Source organism: Thermocatellispora tengchongensis (genome assembly GCF_014202315.1).
Taxonomy (GTDB): domain Bacteria; phylum Actinomycetota; class Actinomycetes; order Streptosporangiales; family Streptosporangiaceae; genus Thermocatellispora; species Thermocatellispora tengchongensis.
Window position 1 is genome coordinate 141,022 of record NZ_JACHGN010000013.1, and the last position, 21,553, is coordinate 162,574.

Annotated in this window: 15 protein-coding genes and 4 pseudogenes; 12 read left to right on the plus strand and 7 right to left on the minus strand. The window is 70.8% G+C overall.

What is annotated here, in order from left to right:
• Position 1: 1 nt before the first annotated feature.
• On the minus strand, positions 2-1,657 hold the full coding sequence (locus HNP84_RS28535) for an AMP-binding protein (RefSeq protein WP_185053042.1): 1,656 nt from the start codon (positions 1,655-1,657) through the stop codon (positions 2-4).
• A 291-nt stretch (positions 1,658-1,948) separates the two neighbouring features.
• Between HNP84_RS28535 and HNP84_RS28540 the strand changes: the two genes are divergently transcribed.
• From HNP84_RS28540 to HNP84_RS28565, 7 genes and pseudogenes are all read left to right on the plus strand, one after another.
• Complete coding sequence (locus HNP84_RS28540; RefSeq protein WP_312925883.1) at positions 1,949-4,201, plus strand: TOMM precursor leader peptide-binding protein; 2,253 nt, start codon at positions 1,949-1,951, stop codon at positions 4,199-4,201.
• Between the two features lie 7 nt (positions 4,202-4,208).
• Positions 4,209-5,744, plus strand: a complete 1,536-nt coding sequence (locus HNP84_RS56245; RefSeq protein WP_185053044.1) for a SagB family peptide dehydrogenase — start codon at positions 4,209-4,211, stop codon at positions 5,742-5,744.
• Positions 5,745-5,887: 143 nt separating this feature from the next.
• Positions 5,888-6,112, plus strand: a complete 225-nt coding sequence (locus HNP84_RS28550; RefSeq protein ID WP_185053045.1) for a hypothetical protein — start codon at positions 5,888-5,890, stop codon at positions 6,110-6,112.
• 206 nt (positions 6,113-6,318) lie between these two features.
• Positions 6,319-8,604, plus strand: a complete 2,286-nt coding sequence (locus HNP84_RS28555; RefSeq protein ID WP_185053046.1) for a sensor histidine kinase — start codon at positions 6,319-6,321, stop codon at positions 8,602-8,604.
• A gap of 76 nt (positions 8,605-8,680) precedes the next feature.
• A pseudogene (locus tag HNP84_RS56755) lies at positions 8,681-8,842 on the plus strand (hypothetical protein); the annotation flags it as partial.
• 73 nt (positions 8,843-8,915) lie between these two features.
• Positions 8,916-9,026 (plus strand): annotated as a pseudogene (locus HNP84_RS56760) (IS110 family transposase); the annotation flags it as partial.
• Positions 9,027-9,167: 141 nt separating this feature from the next.
• Positions 9,168-9,567: pseudogene (locus HNP84_RS28565) on the plus strand (helix-turn-helix domain-containing protein); the annotation flags it as partial.
• 39 nt (positions 9,568-9,606) lie between these two features.
• Here the strand turns inward: HNP84_RS28565 and HNP84_RS28570 are convergent.
• On the minus strand, positions 9,607-10,122 hold the full coding sequence (locus HNP84_RS28570) for a hypothetical protein (RefSeq protein ID WP_185053047.1): 516 nt from the start codon (positions 10,120-10,122) through the stop codon (positions 9,607-9,609).
• A gap of 797 nt (positions 10,123-10,919) precedes the next feature.
• Here HNP84_RS28570 and HNP84_RS28575 point away from each other — a divergent pair.
• On the plus strand, positions 10,920-12,584 hold the full coding sequence (locus tag HNP84_RS28575) for a long-chain fatty acid--CoA ligase (protein WP_221336866.1): 1,665 nt from the start codon (positions 10,920-10,922) through the stop codon (positions 12,582-12,584).
• A 793-nt stretch (positions 12,585-13,377) separates the two neighbouring features.
• On the opposite strand, the gene HNP84_RS51335 is transcribed toward HNP84_RS28575, so the two are convergent.
• Together HNP84_RS51335 and HNP84_RS56250 are read right to left on the minus strand one after the other, a co-directional pair.
• On the minus strand, positions 13,378-13,533 hold the full coding sequence (locus tag HNP84_RS51335; protein ID WP_221336867.1) for a hypothetical protein: 156 nt from the start codon (positions 13,531-13,533) through the stop codon (positions 13,378-13,380).
• Entirely contained in the window at positions 13,530-13,931 is a 402-nt protein-coding gene (locus HNP84_RS56250; RefSeq protein ID WP_221336868.1) for an amidohydrolase family protein, read from the minus strand. The genes HNP84_RS51335 and HNP84_RS56250 overlap by 4 nt, the downstream gene beginning before the upstream one ends.
• A 306-nt stretch (positions 13,932-14,237) precedes the next feature.
• Here HNP84_RS56250 and HNP84_RS28585 point away from each other — a divergent pair, with 306 nt between their 5' ends.
• Positions 14,238-15,254 carry an Lrp/AsnC family transcriptional regulator gene (locus HNP84_RS28585; RefSeq protein ID WP_185053048.1) on the plus strand — a complete coding sequence of 339 codons (1,017 nt, stop codon included), beginning with the start codon at positions 14,238-14,240 and terminating at the stop codon, positions 15,252-15,254.
• A gap of 48 nt (positions 15,255-15,302) precedes the next feature.
• Positions 15,303-15,515: pseudogene (locus HNP84_RS56765) on the plus strand (AbgT family transporter); the annotation flags it as partial.
• 501 nt (positions 15,516-16,016) lie between these two features.
• Here the strand turns inward: HNP84_RS56765 and HNP84_RS28595 are convergent.
• Entirely contained in the window at positions 16,017-16,625 is a 609-nt protein-coding gene (locus HNP84_RS28595; protein ID WP_185053049.1) for a TetR/AcrR family transcriptional regulator, read from the minus strand.
• Positions 16,626-16,657: 32 nt separating this feature from the next.
• Between HNP84_RS28595 and HNP84_RS28600 the strand changes: the two genes are divergently transcribed.
• Together HNP84_RS28600 and HNP84_RS28605 are read left to right on the plus strand one after the other, a co-directional pair.
• Complete coding sequence (locus tag HNP84_RS28600) at positions 16,658-17,986, plus strand: M14 family zinc carboxypeptidase (protein WP_221336869.1); 1,329 nt, start codon at positions 16,658-16,660, stop codon at positions 17,984-17,986.
• Between the two features lie 198 nt (positions 17,987-18,184).
• The gene (locus tag HNP84_RS28605; protein WP_185053050.1) at positions 18,185-18,505 is read left to right on the plus strand and encodes an SCO4225 family membrane protein; all 321 of its coding nucleotides are present in this window, start codon (positions 18,185-18,187) and stop codon (positions 18,503-18,505) included.
• A gap of 210 nt (positions 18,506-18,715) precedes the next feature.
• On the opposite strand, the gene HNP84_RS56255 is transcribed toward HNP84_RS28605, so the two are convergent.
• Both HNP84_RS56255 and HNP84_RS28615 read right to left on the minus strand, forming a co-directional pair.
• Positions 18,716-19,510 carry a GNAT family N-acetyltransferase gene (locus HNP84_RS56255; protein ID WP_185053051.1) on the minus strand — a complete coding sequence of 265 codons (795 nt, stop codon included), beginning with the start codon at positions 19,508-19,510 and terminating at the stop codon, positions 18,716-18,718.
• 965 nt (positions 19,511-20,475) lie between these two features.
• Entirely contained in the window at positions 20,476-21,507 is a 1,032-nt protein-coding gene (locus HNP84_RS28615; protein WP_185053052.1) for an Lrp/AsnC family transcriptional regulator, read from the minus strand.
• Between the last annotated feature and the right edge of the window lie 46 nt (positions 21,508-21,553).

Consider the following 21,553-nt stretch of genomic DNA (forward strand, 5'->3'; position numbering starts at 1 on the left):
CTCACTCCCCGCCCAGCCGGTCGCGCAGCACGAACTTCTGCACCTTGCCCGAGGGGGTGCGCGGCAGCGCGTCCACGACCTCCATCCGCTCGGGCCAGTACTGCTTGGCCATGTCCAGCTCCGCCAGGTGTGTTCGCAGGTCCTCCAGGGTGGGCGGGGTGCCTTCGGGTACGATCACCGCGCAGGCCCGCTCGCCCAGCCGGTCGTCCGGCAGGCCGACGACCGCGATGTCGCGGATCGCGGGGTGGCGCAGCAGCGCCGCCTCCACCTCCACCACGGGGATCTTCACGCCGCCCCGGGAGATCACGTCCTTGACCCGGCCGGCGATGCGGATGCCGCCGTGGCCGTCGTCCCTGGCCAGGTCGCCGGTGTCGAACCAGCCGTCGGCGGTGAGCGACTCGGCGTACAGCTCCTCGCGGCGGAAGTAGCCGAGGCATTGGCCGGCGCCGCGCACCTGGAGCAGGCCGGTGGCGCCGGGGGCGACGGGCAGGCCGGTCTCCTCGTCCACGATGCGGACCTCCATGCCGGCGACCGGAGTGCCGTCGCTCTCGGCGGCCCGCATCGGCGGGTCCTCGGGCCTGGTGATGGTCACGGCGCCGTTCTCGGTCATGCCCCACAGGGCGTACACGCGGCAGCCGAGCACGTCGCGGGCCTGCTCGACGAGCACGGGCGGCACGGGGGCGCTGCCGGTGGCGAAGGCCGCGAGGGCGGACAGGTCCTTGGGGTCCTCCTGCTGCGCCCGGATGAGGTCCATGAGGAACGGCGGCGGGCCGTAGAAGAAGGTGACCCGCTCCCGCTCCATGACGCGCAGCATCAGGCCGGGGTCCCAGGAGTCGATCTGGACGGCCGTGGCGCCGAGCATCAGCGGCATGAGGAAGTTCCAGGTGTACCCGGCCTGCAGGGTCGTGGGCGAGCCCATGGCGGTGACCTCGTCGGAGGTCAGGCGCAGCGCCTCGATCTGCGCCCGGTTGATCGCGCCCAGCGTGTTGTGGCTGTGCATGACGCCCTTGGGCTCGCCGGTCGTGCCGGAGGTGAACATCACCTGCGCCAGGTCGCCGGGCCGGGCCTCGCAGGCGTCCAGCGCGCCCGCCGGCACCTCCTGCTCCCAGGCGCGGCCGAGCAGGTCGCGGTCGAGGTCGAGCACGTCGGCGTCTGCCCCCGCGGTGGTCCCGGCCGCGCCGAGCAGCACCCGGCGGCGCAGCGTGGGCACGGCGCGGGCCACCTCGGCGCTCATGTCGGCGAAGGAGTGGCCGCGCAGCTCCACCGGGCCGATGTAGAGCGGGCTGCGGGTGAGCCGGGTCATGAACTCGACTTCGCGGCGGCGCATGATCGTCGCGATCGGCCCGGCGACCGCGCCCACCCGGGCGCACGCCAGGCACAGCGCCACGAGCTGCCAGGAGTTCGGCAACTGGATGCTCACCACGTCGCCGCGGCGCACGCCGAGGCCGTACAGGGCCGCGGCCAGCCGCTCGGTCCGCTCGGCCAGCTCGGCGTAGGTGAGGCGGTCGGGCTCGCGGCCGTCCGCGTGCCAGCACACCACCGCCGTACGCCCGGGAAAGCGCGCGACGGCGTCCCGCAGGTCGTCCACGGCGGTGCGGTCGCGCCAGAACCCCTCGGCCTTGAAACGACCGCCGATCGTATCGAGCACAGGAGCCATGTTCCGCTCCCTCCGTAGAGGCACTATTTCCGGCAGGATGACGCGCGGCGAAAGGAGCTCGGGTGAATCTCCGCCGCGGCGGCGTTTCAAGTGTGGCCGGAAATGCCGGGAGCGGGCCACTGACCTCGTCACGGGCGCGGTATTAAGAATTCACGCCGGGAAGGTGAGCGGGAACCTTTTCCCGCCGATGCGCGAGGCCGCATAATGCCATGCGCCGGGCCGCTCGCACCCCCCGCGACCACCCGCGCGCTCCCGGGCGGCCCTCCAGACGGCATGGAAGGGGCTTTCATCGTGGAAACGGCGACGCCTCGGGCTCCGCGCATCGGCTTCAAGAGCCATCTCCGCCCCCAGATCGTCCCCGGCGAGGCGGTCTACCTGGTGTCCGCGGGCGGCACGACCGCGCTGTCGGGCCGGTCCGCGCACGTGCTGGCCCCGCTCCTCGACGGCAGCCGCGATCTCGCGCAGGTGTGCGAGCAGGCGTCCCGCCATATGACCCCGGCCCAGATCGAGCAGGCGCTCGACCGGCTGGCGCGGGCCAACCTGATCGGCTACCGCGCCGAGGAGCGTCCGGCCGACGCGGCGGCGGAGGCGTACTGGGACCTGGCCGGGCTCGACGGCAGCCGGGCCCCGGCGCGGCTCGCCGGCGCGGCGGTGCGCGTCCTGGCCCTGGGCGGGGCCGACATCGGCGCCGTGCTGGCCGCCTGCCGGGCCGCGGGACTGGACGCCGAGCCGGAGGCCGAAGCCGAGCCCGGCGGTCTCGTGCTCGTCGTGTGCGACGACTACCTCGACCCGGCGCTCGCGGAGGTGAACGCCCGCAGACTGGCCGACGGTCGGCCCTGGCTGCTCGCCAAGCCGGGCGGCGCGGAGGTGTGGGCCGGGCCGGTGTTCCGCCCCGGCTCCGGCCCGTGCTGGGCCTGTCTGGAGCACAGGCTGAGCGGCCGGCGCCGGGCCGGCGCCCGGCTGTCGTCCGCCCCTCCGCCCGAGACCTCGCTCGCGCTGACCCGCGGCCTCGGGCTGCTCGCCGCGGTCCTGGAGGCCGCCAAGTGGGCGGCGGGGCAGCGGCACCCGGGCCAGGACGCGGTGTGGACGCTGGACACGCTCACCATGACCGGCCGGCACCACCCGGTGGACCGGCGCCCGCAGTGCCCCGCATGCGGCGACCCCGGTCTGGTGGCGCGACACGTGCTGGAGCCCGTACGGCCGGCGTCCCGGCCCAAGCGGGCGCGGGGCGGCACCGGCGAGCGGGCCCTGCACGCGGAGGAGGTCTGGGCCCGGTACGGCCGGCTCGCCGACCCGGTCACCGGGATCGTCCGCGCCGTCACCCGCGACCCGCGCAGCCCGTCCTTCCTGCACTGCTACCTGGCCGGCCCCAACCTGGCGCTGCCGGTGGCCGGCCTGGCCGCCGCGCGGGCCGGGTTGCGCGCCCAGGCGGGCGGCAAGGGCGTCACCGACCTGGAGGCCAGGGTGAGCGCGCTGTGCGAGGCCGTGGAGCGGTACAGCGGGACGCGCTGCGGCGACGAGCCCGCCGTGCTCGACACCTACCGGGGGATCGGCGAGGCGGCCGTCCACCCCGGCGACTGCCAGTTGTTCCACCCGCGCCAGTTCCGCGACCGCGACCGCTGGAACGCCGCCCACCCGCCGTTCCAGCACGTGCCGGCACCCTTCGACGAGCGCGAGCCGATCGAGTGGACGCCGGTGTGGTCGCTCACCGGATCGCGGCACCGCTACCTGCCCACCGACCTGCTCTACTACCGCCGCTGCACCGGCGCGGCCTCCGTCCGCGCCGACTCCAACGGCGCCGCCGCGGGCGCCAGCCTGGAGGACGCCATCCTGCAGGGCTTCCTCGAACTGGTGGAGCGCGACGCGGTGGCCCTGTGGTGGTACAACCGCACCCGCCAGCCCGGCGTGGCGCTGGACTCCTTCGCCGACCCGTGGCTCGGCGAGGTGCGGCGCGGGCTGGCCGCGCTCGGGCGCGAGGTGTGGGCGCTGGACCTCACCTCCGACTTCGGCATCCCGGTGATCGGCGCCGTCTCGCGCCGCGTCGCGGGCGGCCCCGAGGACATCGTGTTCGGCTTCGGCGCCCACTTCGACCCCCGGGTGGCGCTGCGCCGAGCCCTGGCCGAGCTGGGCCAGATCCTGTCCGTCGCGCTGGGCGGGCCGGGCGGACGGCCGTACGCGACCGACGATCCCGGCCTGCTGGAGTGGTGGCGGCGCGCGACCGTGCGCGGGCATCCGTACCTGCTGCCCGACCCGGGCCAGGCCGAGACGACGCCGGCGAGCCACCCCCACACCCCAAGGGGAGACCTGCGGGAGGACCTGGCCCACATCACGGCGCTGGCCGCGGGCAAGGGGCTGGAGGTGCTCGTGCTCGACCAGACCCGCCCCGACGTGGGCCTTCCCGTGGTCAAGGTCGTCGTGCCCGGACTGCGGCACTTCTGGGCCAGATTCGCCCCCGGGCGCCTGTACGACGTGCCCGTCGCGCTCGGCCGCCTGGACGCGCCCACGCCCTACGAGGACATCAACCCCGTGCCGATGTTCCTGTGATGCTCCCGTGAACGGCCAGGAGAAAGACGGGCGGTTCCCGCTGTGGTCCCTGCGCGAGGACGTGCACGTGGAGGCCGACGCCGCCAGGGACGTCGTGATCCTTGACAGCCGCTGGGGCGAGGAGGTCCTGCCGCACCCCGCCCCCGGCGTGGTGGAGGCGCTGCGGCGCATGAGCCTGGGGCCTGTCTCGCTGGACAACGCCGTCAGCGATCCCTGTGAGCGCGCCGAGCTGGACCGGCTGCTCGACCGGCTGCAGCACCTCGTGGTCCGCACCCTCGGGCTGGATCAGGAGCGCCCGCTGATCTCGGTGGTGCCGCTGAGCCGTGAGGCCCGCCTCCGCCCCGCGCCCCTGTCGCCGGTACGGCCCGTGCGCATGTCCCGCTTCGCCGTGCTGCGCGCGGAGGAGGGCGCCTACTGGATGGAGTCGCCGCTGTCGCTGCACCGCGTGGTGTTCCACCGCGCCGAGGCGGTCTGGCTGATCGCCGCGCTGAGCCACCCCATCGCGCCGCCGGCCGTGGCGGCCGCGTTGCCGTCCCCCATGCCCGCGGCGGAGGCGCTGTCGTACCTGGTGGCGGCCGGCATGGTGGTGCAGGCCGAGCCGGGGGAGCCGGGGGAGCCGGGGGAGCGGAGCCGCCCGCCCGAGTTCGCCGAGGACACCGATCCCGCGCTGGTCACCTGGCTGCCGCAGGACCTGATGTTCCACATCCGCTCCACCCTGGGGCGGCACGACCGCGACTTCGGCGCCACGTACCCGATGGGGGAGTCCTGGACGGTCGAGCCGGTCACCAAGCCGGCCGCGCCGGGCGCGTGCGTCCGGCTGCCCCGGCCGGACTGGAAGCGGCTCATCGCCACCGACCCGCCGCTCACGGCCGCCATCGAGGGGCACCGCCCCGCCCGCCGCTTCGGCACGGGGCCGCTCACCGTGGGGCAGCTCGGCGAGGTGCTGTACCGCGCGGCGCGGGTGCGGGCGCTGGTCGGCGGCGCGCCCGGCGACGGCCCGGCCAGCGACCGGCCGTACGCGAGCATCGACGCGACCTACGAGCTGGAGCTGTACCCGGCGATCAGCGGATGCCCCGGCATCCGCGACGGCGTGTACCACTACGACCCGATGGGCCACCTGCTGACGCCCATCGGCGCCGACCCCGCCGACCTGTGCGATCTCGCCTGGCGCGGGTGGATGCCGGCGCGGCTGACCACCGCGCCGCCGGTACTCATCCTGATCACCGCGCGGTTCCGCCGGGTGTCGTGGAAGTACGCCGGGCCGGGCTACGCGCTGGTGCTGAAGAACACCGGCGCGCTGATCCAGACGCTCTACCTGGTGAGCGCGGCGATCGGCCTGGCGGGGTGCGCGCTCGGCGTGACCGACATCGAGGCGACGGCACGCGTGCTGGGCACCGACTGGCGCACCGAGTCGTGCGTCGGCGGCTTCGCGCTCGGCCGCTGGGCCGAGGAGCCGCCCGGGGCGTCGGCCGGCCTGCGCCCGGCCAACGACCCGGCCTGGGCGGAGCTCGCCGCCGAACTGCTGCGCGGGAACGGCCGCTGACCCCTCCCATTATTCCCACTCGCCCGCGGGCATGAGGTTTTCACGGCCGATACGTGACGCACGGGCTTTTTGCCGGCGCAGATCATGCGCATAATCGAATCGGAACTTCGCGGAATTCGTGACCAGAGAACAGGAGGAAGGCAATGCCGAGCAGCACGATCGACAATGACCTGTACACCGGCTCCGTTGTCCGGTCATGGCCCGAGACCGGCGCCGCGGGGCCGAATCCGACCTCCGAGCCGACCCTTTGGTCAACCTGGGCGGAAAGCGGGCCGGAGCCGGAGTGGCCGGAAATGGCCGATCTGGTCATCGAAGAGCTTGAATGGCCTGGCTCGGCCTTGGCGCTGCCCACCTACTGCGCCGCCTGAGCGGCATCGCCACCGGCCGGGCGGCACTCGCATACCGTGTCCCGGTACAGCATGATGGGAGCGTTCCCATTTGTCGCCCGGACCGAAGGTTCATGGATAGCCTGATCGTACGAATATGGCGGAGGCGGACTCGGCGGCCGGAGCCCCAGGGCTGCGGCGCCGCGGACGGCGAGGCGCGGACCTCGCACTGGATACTGCCCGTCACGGTGGCGATACTGGCGGGCGACGCCCTCGTCACGGTCATCAACGTTCTCGCGGCGAACCCGGGGCCCGCCCGGCTCACCGGGTTCGCCGTGTGCCTTTTCGTGGTCTTCTCACTGCAACTGTTCCACTCCCTGGGCCGGCCGTGGCAGTGGCCGGTTCGCACCAGGGTGGCATCGCTGTCGCTCCAGGCGCTGGCGAGCTACCTGCCGTTCTTGTGGGTCGGCGGCGCGTGGGGCGGGATGCTCGGCTTCCTGGGCGGATCGGTGCTGCTCGCGGTGCAGGGGCGGGCGAAGTGGCCGCTGTACCTCGCCGTCGCCGCCGCGATAGTGCCGGCCCTGGCCGCGTACGACATGACCCCGGTGATGCTCGCCTACGGCGTCGGCTTCACGATGCTCACCGGCCTGGTGGTGTACGGGATCAGTTCGCTGTCCACTCTTGTGGCCGAGTTGTACGCCGCGCGGGACGGGCTGGCGCGTATGGCGGTGACGCGGGAGCGGCTGCGGGTGGCGCGGGATCTGCATGATCTGCTGGGGTACAGCCTGTCGGCGATCACGTTGAAGAGTGAGCTGACCTACCGGTTGCTGCCTGCCCAGCCGCATCGGGCGCGCGAGGAGGTCACCGACATTCTCACCGTGGCCCGGCAGGCGCTGGCGGATGTGCGTACGGTGGCCGATGGGTATCGTGCGATGTCGCTGGGTGTGGAGGTGCAGTCGGCTCAGTCCATTTTGGCGGCCGCGGGCATCGAGGTGCGGGCGGAGGTCTCCACTCCCGGCCTGCCTGTCGGTGTGGAGACCGTTCTGGCGACGGTGTTGCGTGAGGCGATCACGAACGTCCTGCGGCACAGCAAGGCGCAGAACGTGATGATCCGTGCCGATGTCGCCGGTGGTGTGGTGCGTTTACGTGTGGCCAATGACGGTGTGGATCGTGATGCTCCCGCCCCGATCGACGGGGGTAACGGTCTGGGCAATCTGAGCACGCGGCTGCAGGCCGTCGATGGCCGGTTGAGCGCGGGCATCGATAGCGACGGCTGGTTCCACGTCACCGCCGAAGCCCCGCTCACGACCGGGCGGCCCGAGCAGGCCGGTTCCCCGGCGGCCACGCCGCGAAGCCGGCTGAGGCGGCTGCTCCCGCTCCCCGGCGCGGACGCGCTCGGCGGCAACGGCGACTCCGGCATGTGGCGTCCGCGCCTGGCGTTCACCGTCACCCTGGTGGTGCTGGCGGGCTACGCGCTGATCATGTACATCAACGTGCTGGACATCGGCCCCAGCCCGGCCCAGGCGCTCGGGGTCCTCGCCTGCCTCGCCGCCGGCTTCGCGCTGCAGATCCTCCACTCCTTTCGCGGCCCGCGGAACTGGCCCGGTCGGCGCAGGCTGCTCAGCCTGGCCGCGCAGGCGCTGCTCAGCTACCTGCCCCTGCTGTGGCTCGACCGGCCCTGGGGCTCCATGGTGGGCTTCCTGAGCGGGTCGGTCCTGCTCGCGGTGCGCGACCGAGTCAGGTGGGCGCTGTACGCCGCGATCGGGGCCAGCGTGCTCATCCTGTCCCTCGCCGCGGGCGTCTCGATCCGCTACCTGATCTACCTGCCGGTGTCCAGCCTGCTCACCGGCCTGGTGGTGTACGGGATCAGTTCGCTGTCCACTCTTGTGGCCGAGTTGTACGCCGCGCGGGACGGGCTGGCGCGTATGGCGGTGACGCGGGAGCGGCTGCGGGTGGCCCGGGATCTGCATGATCTGCTGGGGTACAGCCTGTCGGCGATCACGTTGAAGAGTGAGCTGACCTACCGGTTGCTGCCTGCTCAGCCGCATCGGGCGCGCGAGGAGGTCACCGACATTCTGACCATGGCGCGGCAGGCGCTGGCGGATGTGCGTACGGTGGCCGATGGCTATCGTGCGATGTCGCTGGGTGTGGAGGTGCAGTCGGCTCAGTCCATTTTGGCCGCCGCGGGCATCGAGGTGCGTGCGGAGGTCTCCACTCCCGGCCTGCCTGCCGGTGTGGAGACCGTTCTGGCGACGGTGTTGCGTGAGGCGATCACGAACGTCCTGCGGCACAGCAAGGCCCAGAACGTGACGATCCGTGCCACTGTCGCGGATGGTGTGGTGCGTTTACGGGTGGCCAATGACGGTGTGGATCGTGATGCTCCCGCCCCGATCGACGGGGGTAACGGTCTGGGCAATCTGAGCACGCGGCTGCAGGCCGTCGATGGCCGGTTGAGCGCGGGCATCGACCGTGACGGCTGGTTCCACGTCACCGCCGAAGCCCCGCTCACGCCATCCCCTTCACCGGCGCCGTGAGCGCAAGCGCACCGCCGCGGCCCCACCGCGTGAGTCATACGAATATGTCGGTCACCAGGATGTTGGCGCGGCGGGGGTGGCCGCGGCACCGGTGGCGGCGGAGGCCGGCAAGAGCGTGCTGCTCGTGGAGAAGTACGGCTTCGCGGACGCGGCCGCCGTGCCCGGCATGCCCGGCACGGTGTGCGGCATGTACCTCGCGACCGACGCCGGCTCCGCGCCCGAGCAGGTCGTGTGGGTATTCACCAAGCGCGGGATGTCCACGGTGAACTCGTCGTGCCGAATCTCCAGCGGGATGACCCGGCCAGGCCGACCGATTGCGCTCGGAGGCCGCCTTCGCCATGCTCTGCGGGGTTGCTCCGCTACCGGCCTCCTCTGACCGCAATCTCCTCAACCGCGGTGGCGACCGCAGGCCAACCTCCGCGCACCCGCGACTACGTGACCCGTCGCACCAAGGACGGCCTGTTCTCTCAAGCGGTACGTCGCCCGAGAGGACTATCGCGTTCTGGTGCCGCCCGCCACTACCTCAAGCGATCGCCAACTGCCCGCTTGACCTCCATAGGAGCATCCCTGCCGCGATCTCGCTGTCCAATCACCCCCTGATCCCGACCTGACCTGCGGGCACCGCTCCCATCGTCGCTGCCGCCGGCGGCGCCTGAACCCCCGCCCGGCAGGCCCTGTTGGTACTGGCGCGCTTTACGCAAGGCGACACCTACGCCCGCCTGGCCGCCGGATTCGAGATCGGCACCACGACCGCCTGGCGCTACGTCCCGGAAGACCGTCGACCTGCTCGCCGCACTCGCCGACGACGTGCACGCCGCGGTCGTACGGGCCACCCGCTTGGCCTACGCCATCCTCGACGGCACCCTGATCCCCATCAACCGGCCGGCGGATGGGCGGCCGTACTACTCTGGCGAGCACGAACGCCACGGCGTGAACGCTCAGGACCTCGCCGATCCGGCCGGTGCATGTCGTGGGGCGTGCTCCATCCCCCGACTGACGCGATCACCGCTGGGCGCAGGCGCCCGCTGCTTGCTCTCTAGCGACCTGCTCCTCGACCGGCTTGGCATAACTGGCGATAGCATCCGCGGGAGGGACATACCGCCACGCGCCGTCTTCGTAATGAAACTCGAAGCTGAAGGTGGAGCTCATCCGGTTAGCCTCCACCTTTGCCACGTCGCCCTGCTGGTTGACGCCTCGGATCACGAAGGGCAGGCCCTCGGTGAGTGGCTTGCATAGCTCGAACCTACGTACGTAGTTCTCGCGTCTGACGGATTCTTGTGAATCGGCGGACCAAAGGCCCCAGAACTCGCCGTAGTTGCCGCTGGTGTAGAGGTCCAACGCCGCTTGGGCTGCCGCCTGCACGGGGCGCTGGATCTGCTCCTGGAGGCCCGGGTCGTCTGGGGCAGGCTGGGCGGCCGCTCTGCGCTCCGTAGGGGGCGGCGCGAATACCAGGACAAGCGCGACGATCGACACGACGGTCACGGCCGCGCAGATGGCGATGACCGCCAGGAGAGTCATGCGATGCGACACCAGGATTCACCTACCTATCACGGCATGCTGCACCAGTGACGGTTTTGAGGCCGGACAGGGCCTGCGGTGGCGCGCAGGGCACGACACGACCGTACGGGCTGTACAGCAAGTTCAAAGCGTCGTAAGGGGATTTTGCTTCGTGTCTAAGATTATGGCTTTTCCAAAAGGTGCTCCCACGGACGCGGGAATGGCTGGTTGAGTCGGCCTGGGGCGCGGTGACGAGATTGCTCCCGATCCGTTTCCCAAGACCGCGCGAGCGGAACGCGGCGCAACTCGGCCTCCAGTCGAGCCCACTGCGCCGGCGACAGCTTCTCGCGTGAGAGCGGCCCCTTGGAGGCCAGGCGGAGCTTGGTGGTCAAACCGCCGCGAAGGCGCCCCAGCCCATGATCGGCCGGCTCGTCGCTCGCCCCACCCGGCGGCTCGGCCTGCGGATCCCCCTTTTCCGCGCCTCGGCCGCGTACTGGTGCGCCCGGCAGGTGGTGGAGTCGACGCCGACATCCCAGCCGATCGGCCCGGCCGCGTCCGCCCGCGCTTGTAACGCGGTCAGGATCCCCGACGGGCGAGGCCTGATCCCGGGTCGAGGAGGCGGGATGCGGTGGGTACCCGTGCAGAGGATTCGCTGACCTATTCCGGCGTGGGCGAACCGCTGAAAGTCGCTTTCCTTCCCGGGCGAAGTGCTCAGCATCGCTTCTGGCACCCTCGTGATTCGCTGAGCTCGCGATGCCAGGAGCCGGCGAAGCAGCCTGTCCGACGCCCACAGCCTTTCAGGCCCCCGGGAGACCCACATGACGCACCCCGAACCAGTGCTCGCGACCATGCAGGATGTACCGCTGAGCGTGACCCGAATCCTTCAGCACGGAATGACCGTCCACGGTAGATCGCAGGTCATCACCTGGACCGGCGAGCCGCAACCCCGGCGCCGCAGTTTCGCCGAGGTCGGTCGGCGAGCAGCCCGTCTGGCCGACGCCCTGCGCCACGAGCTCGGCGTCGACGGCGACCAGCGTGTGGCCACGCTCATGTGGAACAACGCCGAGCACGTCGAAGCCTACTTCGCCATCCCGGCCATGGGAGCCGTGCTGCACACCCTCAACCTCCGGCTCCCGACCGAGCAGCTGATCTGGATCGTCAATCACGCCGCCGACCGGGTAGTGATCGTCAACGGCTCGGTCCTGCCGCTGCTCGCGCCGCTCGTGCCTCATCTTCCGACCGTCGAGCACATCGTGGTCTCCGGCCCCGGCGATCGTTCCCTGCTTGCCGACGTCCCGGTGCAGGTGCACGACTACGAGGAGCTCCTTACCGGCCGCCCGGCCACGTTCGACTGGCCTGAGCTGGATGAGCGCGCCCCGGCCGCACTGTGCTACACCTCCGGCACCACTGGAGATCCCAAGGGGGTCGTCTACTCGCACCGCTCCGTCTACCTGCACTCCATGCAGGTCAACATGGCCGAGTCGATGGGCCTGACCAGCGGGGACACCACCCTCGTGGTGGTTCCCCAGTTCCATGTGAACGCCTGGGGGCTGCCGCACGCCGCCTTCATGACCGGCGCGAACATGTTGATGCCGGATCGTTTCCTGCAGCCTGCGGCGCTCGCCGACATGATCGAGCGGGAGAAGCCCACCCACGCCGCCGCCGTCCCGACGATCTGGCAAGGGCTGCTGGCCGAGGTGAGCGCCAATCCGCGGGATCTCCGCTCGCTGAGGCAGGTGGCCATCGGCGGCTCGGCCTGTCCGCCCTCGCTCATGGAGGCCTACGACAAGCTGGGCGTGCGCCTGTGCCAAGCCTGGGGCATGACCGAGACCTCGCCACTGGGGACGATGGCGCACCCGCCGGCCGGGCTGAGCAGCGAACAGGAGTGGCCCTACCGCATCACGCAAGGCCGTTTCCCCGCCGGTGTGGAGGCGCGGCTGGTCGGCCCGGACGGAGACGTCTTGCCATGGACCGGCGAATCGGTCGGGGAACTGGAGGTGCGGGGCCCGTGGATCACCGGCTCGTACTACGGCGGCGCCAGCGGTGCGAATTTCCGCCCCGAGGACAAATTCAGTTCCGACGGCTGGCTCAAGACCGGCGATGTCGGTGTGATCAGCCCCGACGGCTACCTGACCTTGACCGATCGGGCCAAGGACGTCATCAAGTCCGGCGGCGAGTGGATCTCCAGCGTGGAGCTGGAGAACGCGCTCATGGCCCACCCCGATGTCGCCGAGGCGGCCGTCGTCGCCGTGCCGGACGAGAAATGGGGCGAGCGGCCGCTGGCGACGCTGGTGCTCAAGGAAGGCTCGACCACAGATCTCCAGACGCTGAAGGGCTTCCTTGCCGAGCGGATCGCCAAGTGGCAGTTGCCGGAGCGCTGGGCCTTCGTCCAGGCCGTTCCCAAGACGTCGGTCGGCAAGTTCGACAAGAAGATCCTGCGCGCTCAGTACGCGGACGGGGAACTGGACGTCACCGTGCTGTAGCGCGTGGCCGCCACGGGGTGCGCTAGCTAACCCCCGCAGCGGCGGCCGCATGGGGCTGAAGGGGCTGGCGGTCGGCATCGCCAGCCCCTTTGCGCGGCGTCTGCTCAGGCGCAATGCAAGGACCTGCGGAGGCGCCGGTGGGGTGCGGGTCATCGGCTCCAAAGCCCGCCGCGGTGCGCGGACCGGGAATGCGCTCATGCCTGGTGCTCGCCGACTCTTCGGCGCATCTTGCTGACTAGGATCAAGCCGACGAGCGCCGTGTTCGAGGTGGGCGCGCAGATCGTTCAGCCGTCATCTCCCAGCAGCGGCCGGCCGGGCAGCGCGGCCGGGTCGATCTCACCGTCCTGGACGACGAAGGTGCCGTTGACCAGCACGTGCCGGAACCCGGTCGAGGGGCGTGCCGGGTCGGCGTAGGTGGAGTTGTCGGTGACGGTGGCGGGTCGAAGACGACCAGGTCGGCGTCCGCGCCGGGTTGCACGCGGCCCTTGCGGCGGGCGACCGAGGCGGTGTTCTCCAGCACTTGGGTGGGCAGCAGCGAGCGGCGCCTGATCGCTTCGGTCAGCGGCAGCAGTCCGAGCTCCCGGACGAAGACCCGCAGGGTGCGCGCGAACGTGCCGGTGCTGCGGGAATGTGTGCGCGCGCCGGCGGGTGGCGGCCAGGCGGAGTTCGCCGGCACGAGGCCGGCGGGCCCGCGGACGGCGATCGCGTCGAAGGGGATCATCGTGTCGTCGAAAAGCAGGGCGCGGTGCAGGAGTTGCCGCTCCTCCTCGGAGGCCTTCGTCCAGGTAGCGGATCAGCGCCATGGCGCCGGGATCGGCGGCCTGCAGTTCACGTAGCCGGGCGGCCGTGGCGGGGCGCTCGCCGGTGGGGGGTAGGTGATGTGGGACGGGGGGATGCCGAGCCTGGGCAGGTTGTCCGGGTGCAGGAAGGCGGCGCTGATGGCGGTCATGGAGGCGCCGTAGGGGTACGCCGATGCCCAGGGCGCCGTAGTGAAGCTCGACTTCTAGGGATGTCCAGAGTGCGGCCGGTGTCATCGGCGCTACCCGGGGTGTTCCAGCGCGGACCGGCCAGATGCGCTGCCATGTCACCGGCCACCGACTCCGCTTCCAGCCCGTCCAGCCCGTCCAGCACGCTCATCCGCGCCGCCGCCCAGGAGGCCGAGTATCCGTAGTTGATGGGGCGTCCTTCCTCGGCCGCGCTGCGGTAGGCCTGCCGCAGCGAGACGGCGCCGCCTTCGAGTTCGAGCGCGGTCGTCACGCCGTCGAGTGCCTGCAGCCGCATCGACATCGGGGTCAGCGCGTGACTGTGCAGGTCGATGAAGCCCGGGGCGACCACCTGGCCGGACACGTCGATACGCGGCGGCCGTGCAGCGGCTCGGCGGAGACGGCGGCTGTGTACCCGTCGTTCACCGCGACATGTCCCAGGGCGTCCAGAGCGGTCTCGGGGTCGATGACCCGACCTCCCCAAAGAACGAGGTCGTAGAAGTTGCGGCCCGGATCCACCTGAACGATCTCCCTGCTGCGCGCGATCCCTTCGCCGCGCCTTCGGCCAGGCGCCGGCCTTGCGCCGAACAGTGCCAGAATTGATAATCAGCGGCCAGATCCTGCAGCAAACAGACAAACAGACCTCCTCCGGGTCCGGAAAAGGACAGTCATGCTGAGTGAAGATGACTTGGAGCTGCTCGACGCGCTGCAGGTCAACCCGCGGGCGTCCTGGACGTTGATCGGACAGGTCCTGGGCATCGACCCGGTCACGGCGGCGCGGCGGTGGGCGCGGCTGCGCGAGAGCGGGATGGCCTGGGTGTCGGTGACCCTCGGCCCGCACGAACTCGACCAGTTGTGCGTCGCGGTCGTCGAGGTGCAGTGTGAACCGGGCGCGAACGCGGCCATCGCCGCGACCCTGGCCCGCTGGGACTGCGCCGTGACCGTCCAGCACGTGGCCGGCACGCACGATCTCTTCGTGGTCCTTGTGGCGTCGGACTTCGCCACCATGTCCGGCCTGTCGCTGGTCGACCTGCCCGCGGTGCGGGGCGTGACCAGGATCCGCAGCCACTTCGTGACCCGCCTGTTCGCGACCGGCCGCTGGCGGCTGCACGCGCTCAACAAGGAGCAGGTCCGCCGGCTGCGCGAGGCCTACCCGCAGCGATCGGGGGAGCGGGCCCGGCCCTTCGGCCCGTCCGACCGTGCCCTGTTCCGTGAGCTCAGCACCGACGGCCGGCGCACCTGCGCCGAGGTCGGCGAGCGGGTGGGGCTGTCGGCGCGCACCGTGCAGCGGCGGCTGACGGCGTTGATGGCCCGCCGCGAGCTCGCCTTCCGCTGCGACGTCGCCCGGACCCTGCTCGGCTGGCCCAGTTCCGCGGTGCTGTGGCTCAACGTGCCCGACGCGCGGATCGAGGAGGCCGGCAGGGTCCTGGGACGGCGACCGGAGGTCCGCACCTGCGCCGCCGTGGCCGACGAGCGCAACCTGCTGCTCACCATCGGCCTGAGGCACGTGGCCGACCTGCATGAGCACATCACCGGGATCCTGCAGGACGCCCCCTACGCCAGGATCATGGACCGGAACGTCGTGCTGCGCCAGGAGAAGCTGTACGGCCGCATCCTGGATCGCTCAGGGCGAGCGGTCGACGCCCTGCCCATCGACCCGTGGACCGCTCCGGCCTCCGTCTGTTGACCCAGCCCGTGCGCAACCTCCTCTCCGGCGAGGGCCTCGTGCACGTTTCTGGACAACCTCGTCCCGAACTTCACCGGCTTCCCGGCGCTCGGCGCGGTCGTCATCGTCACCTTGGGCCTGGCGGTGGTCCAGGGCACGGGCGCCGTCGAGGCCGCGGTGCGCCTGCTGTTCTCCCGGGTTCCCCGGGCGCTGGTCCCGTACGTGGTGGCGTTCGTCGCCTGCCAGGGACACGTGATGTCCGATGCCGCGATCCTGGTCGTCCCAGCCCTGGTGCAGGCCGAATGGGCCGCCCAGTGGCGGAAGGCGCACCGGGTGGCGCCCTCGGACCACCGCCAAGTACGACCACTACCTGGACCACCACATCCTGCCCGCGGACGGTCCGGCGACCATGGTGCTCACCGCCGCCTACACCGGCATGCGGTGGGGCGAACAGGCCGGTCTGGCCCCGGCCAACTGTCGTCTGGAGGACGGCTACCCGCGGATCGACCCGGAGGTGGGAGCGTGCACGAGGTGGGGAGGCAGGTGTGGCTGGGGCCGCCGAAGAGTCCGGCCGCGGTGCGCCGGATCGATCTGCCGCCGTTCCTGATCGTCCTCCTCGCCGGGGTCATCGACGGCGGAGACGGCGGCCGGGTGTTCACCGCCGCCGACGGGGGAGTGCTGCGGGGCTCGAACTTCTGCCGCCGTATCTGGCGCCCGGCCTGCGACGTCCGGCCGACGGCAGACGAACCCGTACCGCCGATTCTCCAGGGGGCGGTCTTCCGTTCAGGGCGGCCCGAGGACGTCCGCGGTGGTCAGGGCCCGAGCGGTGTCGGCGAAGTACTGTTCCGAGAGCGTTTGTGTCAGTCCGAGGATGACACCTTGGCTGAGGCCTGCCATGAGGGCGCGCAGCGCGATGGCCAAGCGTTCCGCCTGCCTCTGTGTGAGCGGAGCCCCGCTGTGTCGTCTCCCGGTGAACAGGGCGGCAAGCCGTTGTTCGTGTGCCCGTACGGAGGCGGCGAGTCTCGGTCGCAACTCGGGGTCGCGTAGCGCCAAGTCCTGAAGGTTGAGCTCGAAGGACAGGTGGTGCAACGCGTTCGGCTGGTCGCACAGCCGGCGGTAGTGGCGCGCGAAGGATTCCACCGCTTCGGTCACGTCGTGGCCTGCGGGGACGAACTGCTCCAGGGCCTCGTAGTGCGGGCCGAGGTAGTCGGTGAGCAACTCCATCAGCAGGCCGGCCTTGCTGCCGAACAGCGAATAGATCGCGCCGGTGGTGACCTCGGCCTGCTCGGCGATGTCCTCCAGCCTGGCCTGGTGACCGTCCCTGGCGACGATCCGGCGGGCGGCGTCGAGAAGTGCCCGCCGGTTACGTTCCTTTGCCTCCGCCCTTGTCATTCTCATAACCTTATTATTAGCGTAAGCTGATTATGGATATTGCGCAGTACATGAGCCAGGTTCCTCGCCGCGAGGTGTTCCCGCCGGTAGACGCCTTGCAGGCCGAGCTCGATCGGCTCGCAGCCGCACATGCGGGGCTGGTCAAGCTACGTGTCATCGGCACCTCACGCCTGGGCGAGCCGCTGCGTGTGCTGACCGTCGGAGACGGCTCCACCGACGCCGTCGTCATCGCCGGTCCGCACCCCAACGAGCCCGTCGGTGCCTTGACCGTCACCGCCCTGATCGAGCTGCTCTGTCAGGACGCCGGGTTGCGGGCCGATCTCGGCCTGCGCTGGCACTTCGTGGCGTGCGCGGATCCGGACGGCGCCCGCCTGAACGAAGGCTGGTACGGTCGTCCCGGCGACCGCCGCGCCTACGTCGAACACTTCTACCGACCCGACCTGGCAGATCAGGTGGAGTGGACGTTCCCGCTGGTCAGCGGCGACTACCGGTTCGACCGCCCGCTGCCGGAGACGGTCGCGCTGATGCGTCTGATGGACGACGTGCGCCCGTCGCTGGTCTGCTCGCTGCACAACGGCGAGTACCAGGGGGCGTTCTTCTACCTCAACCGCCGCGACAACGTGCTGGCTGAACGGCTGTCCCGGCTGCCCGCCGTGGAGGGCCTGCCGCTGCATCATGGCGAGCCGGAGCTGCCCGGCGCGGAGCCGATCGCGCCCGCCGTCTTCCTGACCCCCGACGGGGCTCGGGTGGGCCGCGCCTTCCTGGCGGGTGGCAGCAGTGCCGATTACGCCGGCAGGTTCGGGGCCCTGCATCTGGTCACCGAGGTGCCGTCCTGGGCCGACGAACGGGTGGCCGATCAAAGTGCGGCAGGGCGTACGCTCGGCGAGGTCATCGCGGAAGGAGCAGCGGCCAGGCGCGAACTGGTCGAGACGATGCAGGAAAGCATGCGAGCCGTCGCCGGCGATCTGACGGTGCACTCACCGTTTCGCCGCTCGACCGAGAGCGCGTTGGAGACCTTCCGCAAGCTCGCTGCGATCGAAGAGGAGGCGCCAGCGGCAGTGCGGCTCGGCCGAGTGGCCACGGTCGCCGAGGAGTTCTCCCACCGCCAGGCGCTGCACCTGCAGCGGTTGCGGCTGCTCGGTGTGTTCCTCCGTATGCTCGACGCCGAGCTGGCCGCAGGCAATCTCACACCTGCGATCCGGCGCAGTCGCCGGATGCTGGACGAGCGTTTCGAGGACTGGTACGGACAGGCCGAGGCCGACCATCCTGGGCCGCCCATCGAGCCACGCAGGATGGTGGCCGTGCAGCTCGGTGCCATCCTCACAGCTGCCGCGCATCTGCGGCAGCGTGACGTGAACTGATGATCTTGTCGATCAGCCCGGGACGTGGGTGATATCACTGCGGCCACCAGGCTGGTGTGAGGCGGCCGAGGTGGGGGCCGACAGGTGGTGGCGTTCGGCCGAGCGTTGAACACGGTTGCGTGCACTTTGACCTGTTGATCGGACGGTTGCTCCTGTCAGGGTGTCCCGGCAGGTCGTTGTCGCTGAAAGTGGTGTCTCATGGGTTCTCTTGGCAGGAGCAAGTACCGGCGCGGCAGGCTGGCGTTCGTGGTCAGCGGGTTGTACCTCGCGCTCGTCATCGGAGTGCGGGTCTTTGTTGAGGTGTCCGTCCGCTTGCCGGACAACGATGGCACGGTCGGTGTGTGGCTGATCTTCGTGACGATGCCGCTGTCGTGGGTGGCGACGCTGCTCTCGCTGGAAGGGCTGCCCTTCAGCCAGGCTTCCCTGCTCACGGGTATCGGGTTGTTCCAGGGTGGCCTGCTGTACTACATCGTGCGGGGCAAGAAGCGCCCTGCCGGTGTGGCGGCAGGGCGCGATTGACGGTCATCCCACACGCTTGCCGAGTGTCCGGCTCACGGGAGCCGGACACTTCGCGGCGAAGGCTCGTGTCGTCTCGTCCTCGTCGAGGGGCGAAGTCGTCAGGAATTCTCGGCGGTCAAGCCCCGCCGCCCCCGCCTGGGCATGGTGGACGGCCCGCGAACGTGCGGCCTGGCCCGGTCAGCGCCCGGAACCGCCGCTGAGGTGCCCTTTTCAAGCGATCCGGGACGCTGACGACAGGGGGCCCGGGGCGAACATCCGGTAGCCCGCCACCGTCTGGAAGCCCATTCGGCGATAGACCGGCTCGCCCTCCGCGCTCGCCTGCAGGGTGGCAACCGGCAGCCCGCGCCAACGGGCCTCGCGCAGGGCCGCCGCGGTCAGGGCCGTCGCGATGCCGCGCCTTCTGAAGTCCTCAGCGGTCGTCACGACGTAGACGCCGCCGACGTCGTGCCGCACCAGCAGCGCCGACGTGCCCACGAGACGGTCGTTCCAGCGGGCGGCGAAGCGTACGAAGCTGCCTGCCTCGTCCGGGCGGCCACGCTCCGCCTCCAGCACGCCGCCGAGCTGGTCCGGCGTGACGCCGAAGGACGAGGCGTAAACCTTCACCCATGCCAGAAGTCCCTGCGGCTCGGTCATCTCCTCGACCGTGAGTTCTCGAGGCACCTCGACGTCAAAGTCGCTCTCCAGCGGCACCGCCATGATCGGCATGGTCTCTATCTCGGTCGCCCCCATGACCAGCAGGTGGCCGGCGAGGTCCGGACGGCTGTCCGGGCCGACCCACCACATCCACTGCACTCCCGCGAGCCGTTGCTCTGCCTGCGCGACGGCCTCCTCCAGCGCGATGCCGGATCCGACTCGCAGCACACCGTTCAGCTGCGGGTGGAGCACACCACTGCGATACAGCACCAGCTCCTCGTCCGACCGGTCGGCGACACCCCACCCCAGCCAGTACTCCCGCGCGTTGGCCAGTTGCCGGTCCACGTCCGTCGCCACATCTGCGGTGGTCACGACCGCACCTCTCCTTCTCATATGGACGGTGGAACAGCGGCCATGCTCGGCGAGCGGCCCGCCCACTCCCCAGGCCGTTATCCGACCGACTTCTGCTCATCCCCTCTGGGAGCCTGCAAGGCTGCTGTCATCAAGTGCATCGGAGTTCGTTCGAGCGCGTCAGAGCCTGCGTCGCGGTCAGGCAGCAGTGCTACGACCAGGTCCCCGGTGGCGGTAGCGCGGGCGGTCTGCGGTCGCCTAGGAAAGGTGAAGCGCGCCCTACGGCCGGCGTGGTGCCGGCCGTAGAGCGCATGGGTCAGGCGGGACGGCGCGGGCGATGCGGGATGCGGCCCTGCAGGCGGGGCCCTGCCTCGTAGAACATGTACTCGGCGCCGTCCTGGGTACCGCAGGATGGGGCGGCCGTGCGGCCGTTGCCGGAGGCGAGCGGCGAGTGCGGTGGGGTGGGTGCTGAGCCCGGTGGTCGCCGCGGCGGCGGCGAGGGTTACGGCGCCGCAGCCTAGCCCCCCGGGCCGTGCACGTACAGCAGGCTCGGCCCGCCGCCGTACAGCGCGGAAACGAAGAGGGACAGCTCCTCCTCTCGCGTGCGGCGTGCAAACGCTGTCCCAGTCTGCCAGGCACCCCTGTAGATGACACGCCCCCACCATAACGGCCAGTGGAGCTGGGTTTTGTCCGGTATGGCCGCGCTGTTGTGTGGACTTGTCCACAGAACGTAGCCGTCAGCTCGGGCGTGGCCGACCGGCTGATCGGCGCCACAGCATGGTGGACAAAGATAGACCTGTGAAATGAGCGGCCGGCATCCGTACCTTCGCGTCGCGATCATGCTGCTTCGCCGTAGTCGTCGGCACCGGCAGACCTGCCTCGTCACGTCGGTAGCGCGCAGTGGTCGAACAGCACCATTCCTTTTCCACCCTGGCGCGAACATGCGCCGGGCCTGAACCAGGGGAGGTTGCTGGTACGCGCACACCTTAGATGGTTCGTCCATTCGGGCTGCCGGTGACAGGAGGCACCACCTCCCCGGTCGCATGGCCCGCGGCGTCCAGCAGCCACCCCATGCGTTTGGGGGTACGCAGGTTGACGCCGCTTTCGTACAGCCGGAACCCTGGGAGCTTCTCGCCAATGAGGTGCTCGAGCCGCAGCAGATCGGGCACCGACCGAGTCCATACCGTGAACGCTATGTTGGTGTCCCCGGTCGTGGACACGCACATCTTCAGCTCTGGCAGGGTGGCGATCGCGGCGACAGTACGCTCGTGCTCGGCAGCGGGGACCCGGCCCCTCCACGTACAGCTGATGGGGGAGCCGGAGACCGACTGAGTGACCTCGCAGCGGATCGACAGCAAGCCGGAGGCCAGCAGGCGGCCGAGCTGGCGGCGCGCGGTCGCGTGGTTTCGGCCGGTGAGCACGGCCAGATCGGCGGCGGTGCGGCGGCCGTCGCGCGCGAGCGCCTCGATCAGAGGTCCGGCGTTCGGCGGCGGAGTGACGCCGGGGACCGGTCGCGTCCTCGCTGCCGCGGCGGCGAAAGCCTGCTGTTGCGCCCGGCTGAGCGCGTTCAGCCGCCAGGCGCTGCCGTCCCGGTGCACGGCGGTGACCAGGTAGGTGCGCTGTCTTTCGACGCCGGGCAACCGGTCCAGATCGTCGAGGGTGAAGGCGGTCATGGCGGCGAGGTCGGGGGTCATGACGGTGAGCAGGAGATCGCGGCCGCGGGTGGACTCCTCCACGGTGACCGCGCGCGGGTCGCGGCACATGGCACGCACGACCTCGGCACGCGCGCCCGGCAGGCAGTCGACCTCGATCAAGGCCAGGACGACACGGCTGTAGTCGCCGCCGGGATGCGCGGTGACCCAGGCGAGGCCGGCCGAGCGCAACCGCCGCCATCGCGCCGCCAGGGTGGCCGGGGTGGCGCCGAGGATGCGGGCCGCCTCCGCCCAGCCGACACGGGGTGCGATCTGCAGGCCGTGCAGCAGTTCGAGGTCGCGCTCGTCGAGGTCGCCCGGATGCACGAATCAGCCTCTCTTTCCGCTCATGATGCGCGAATCATACGATTTT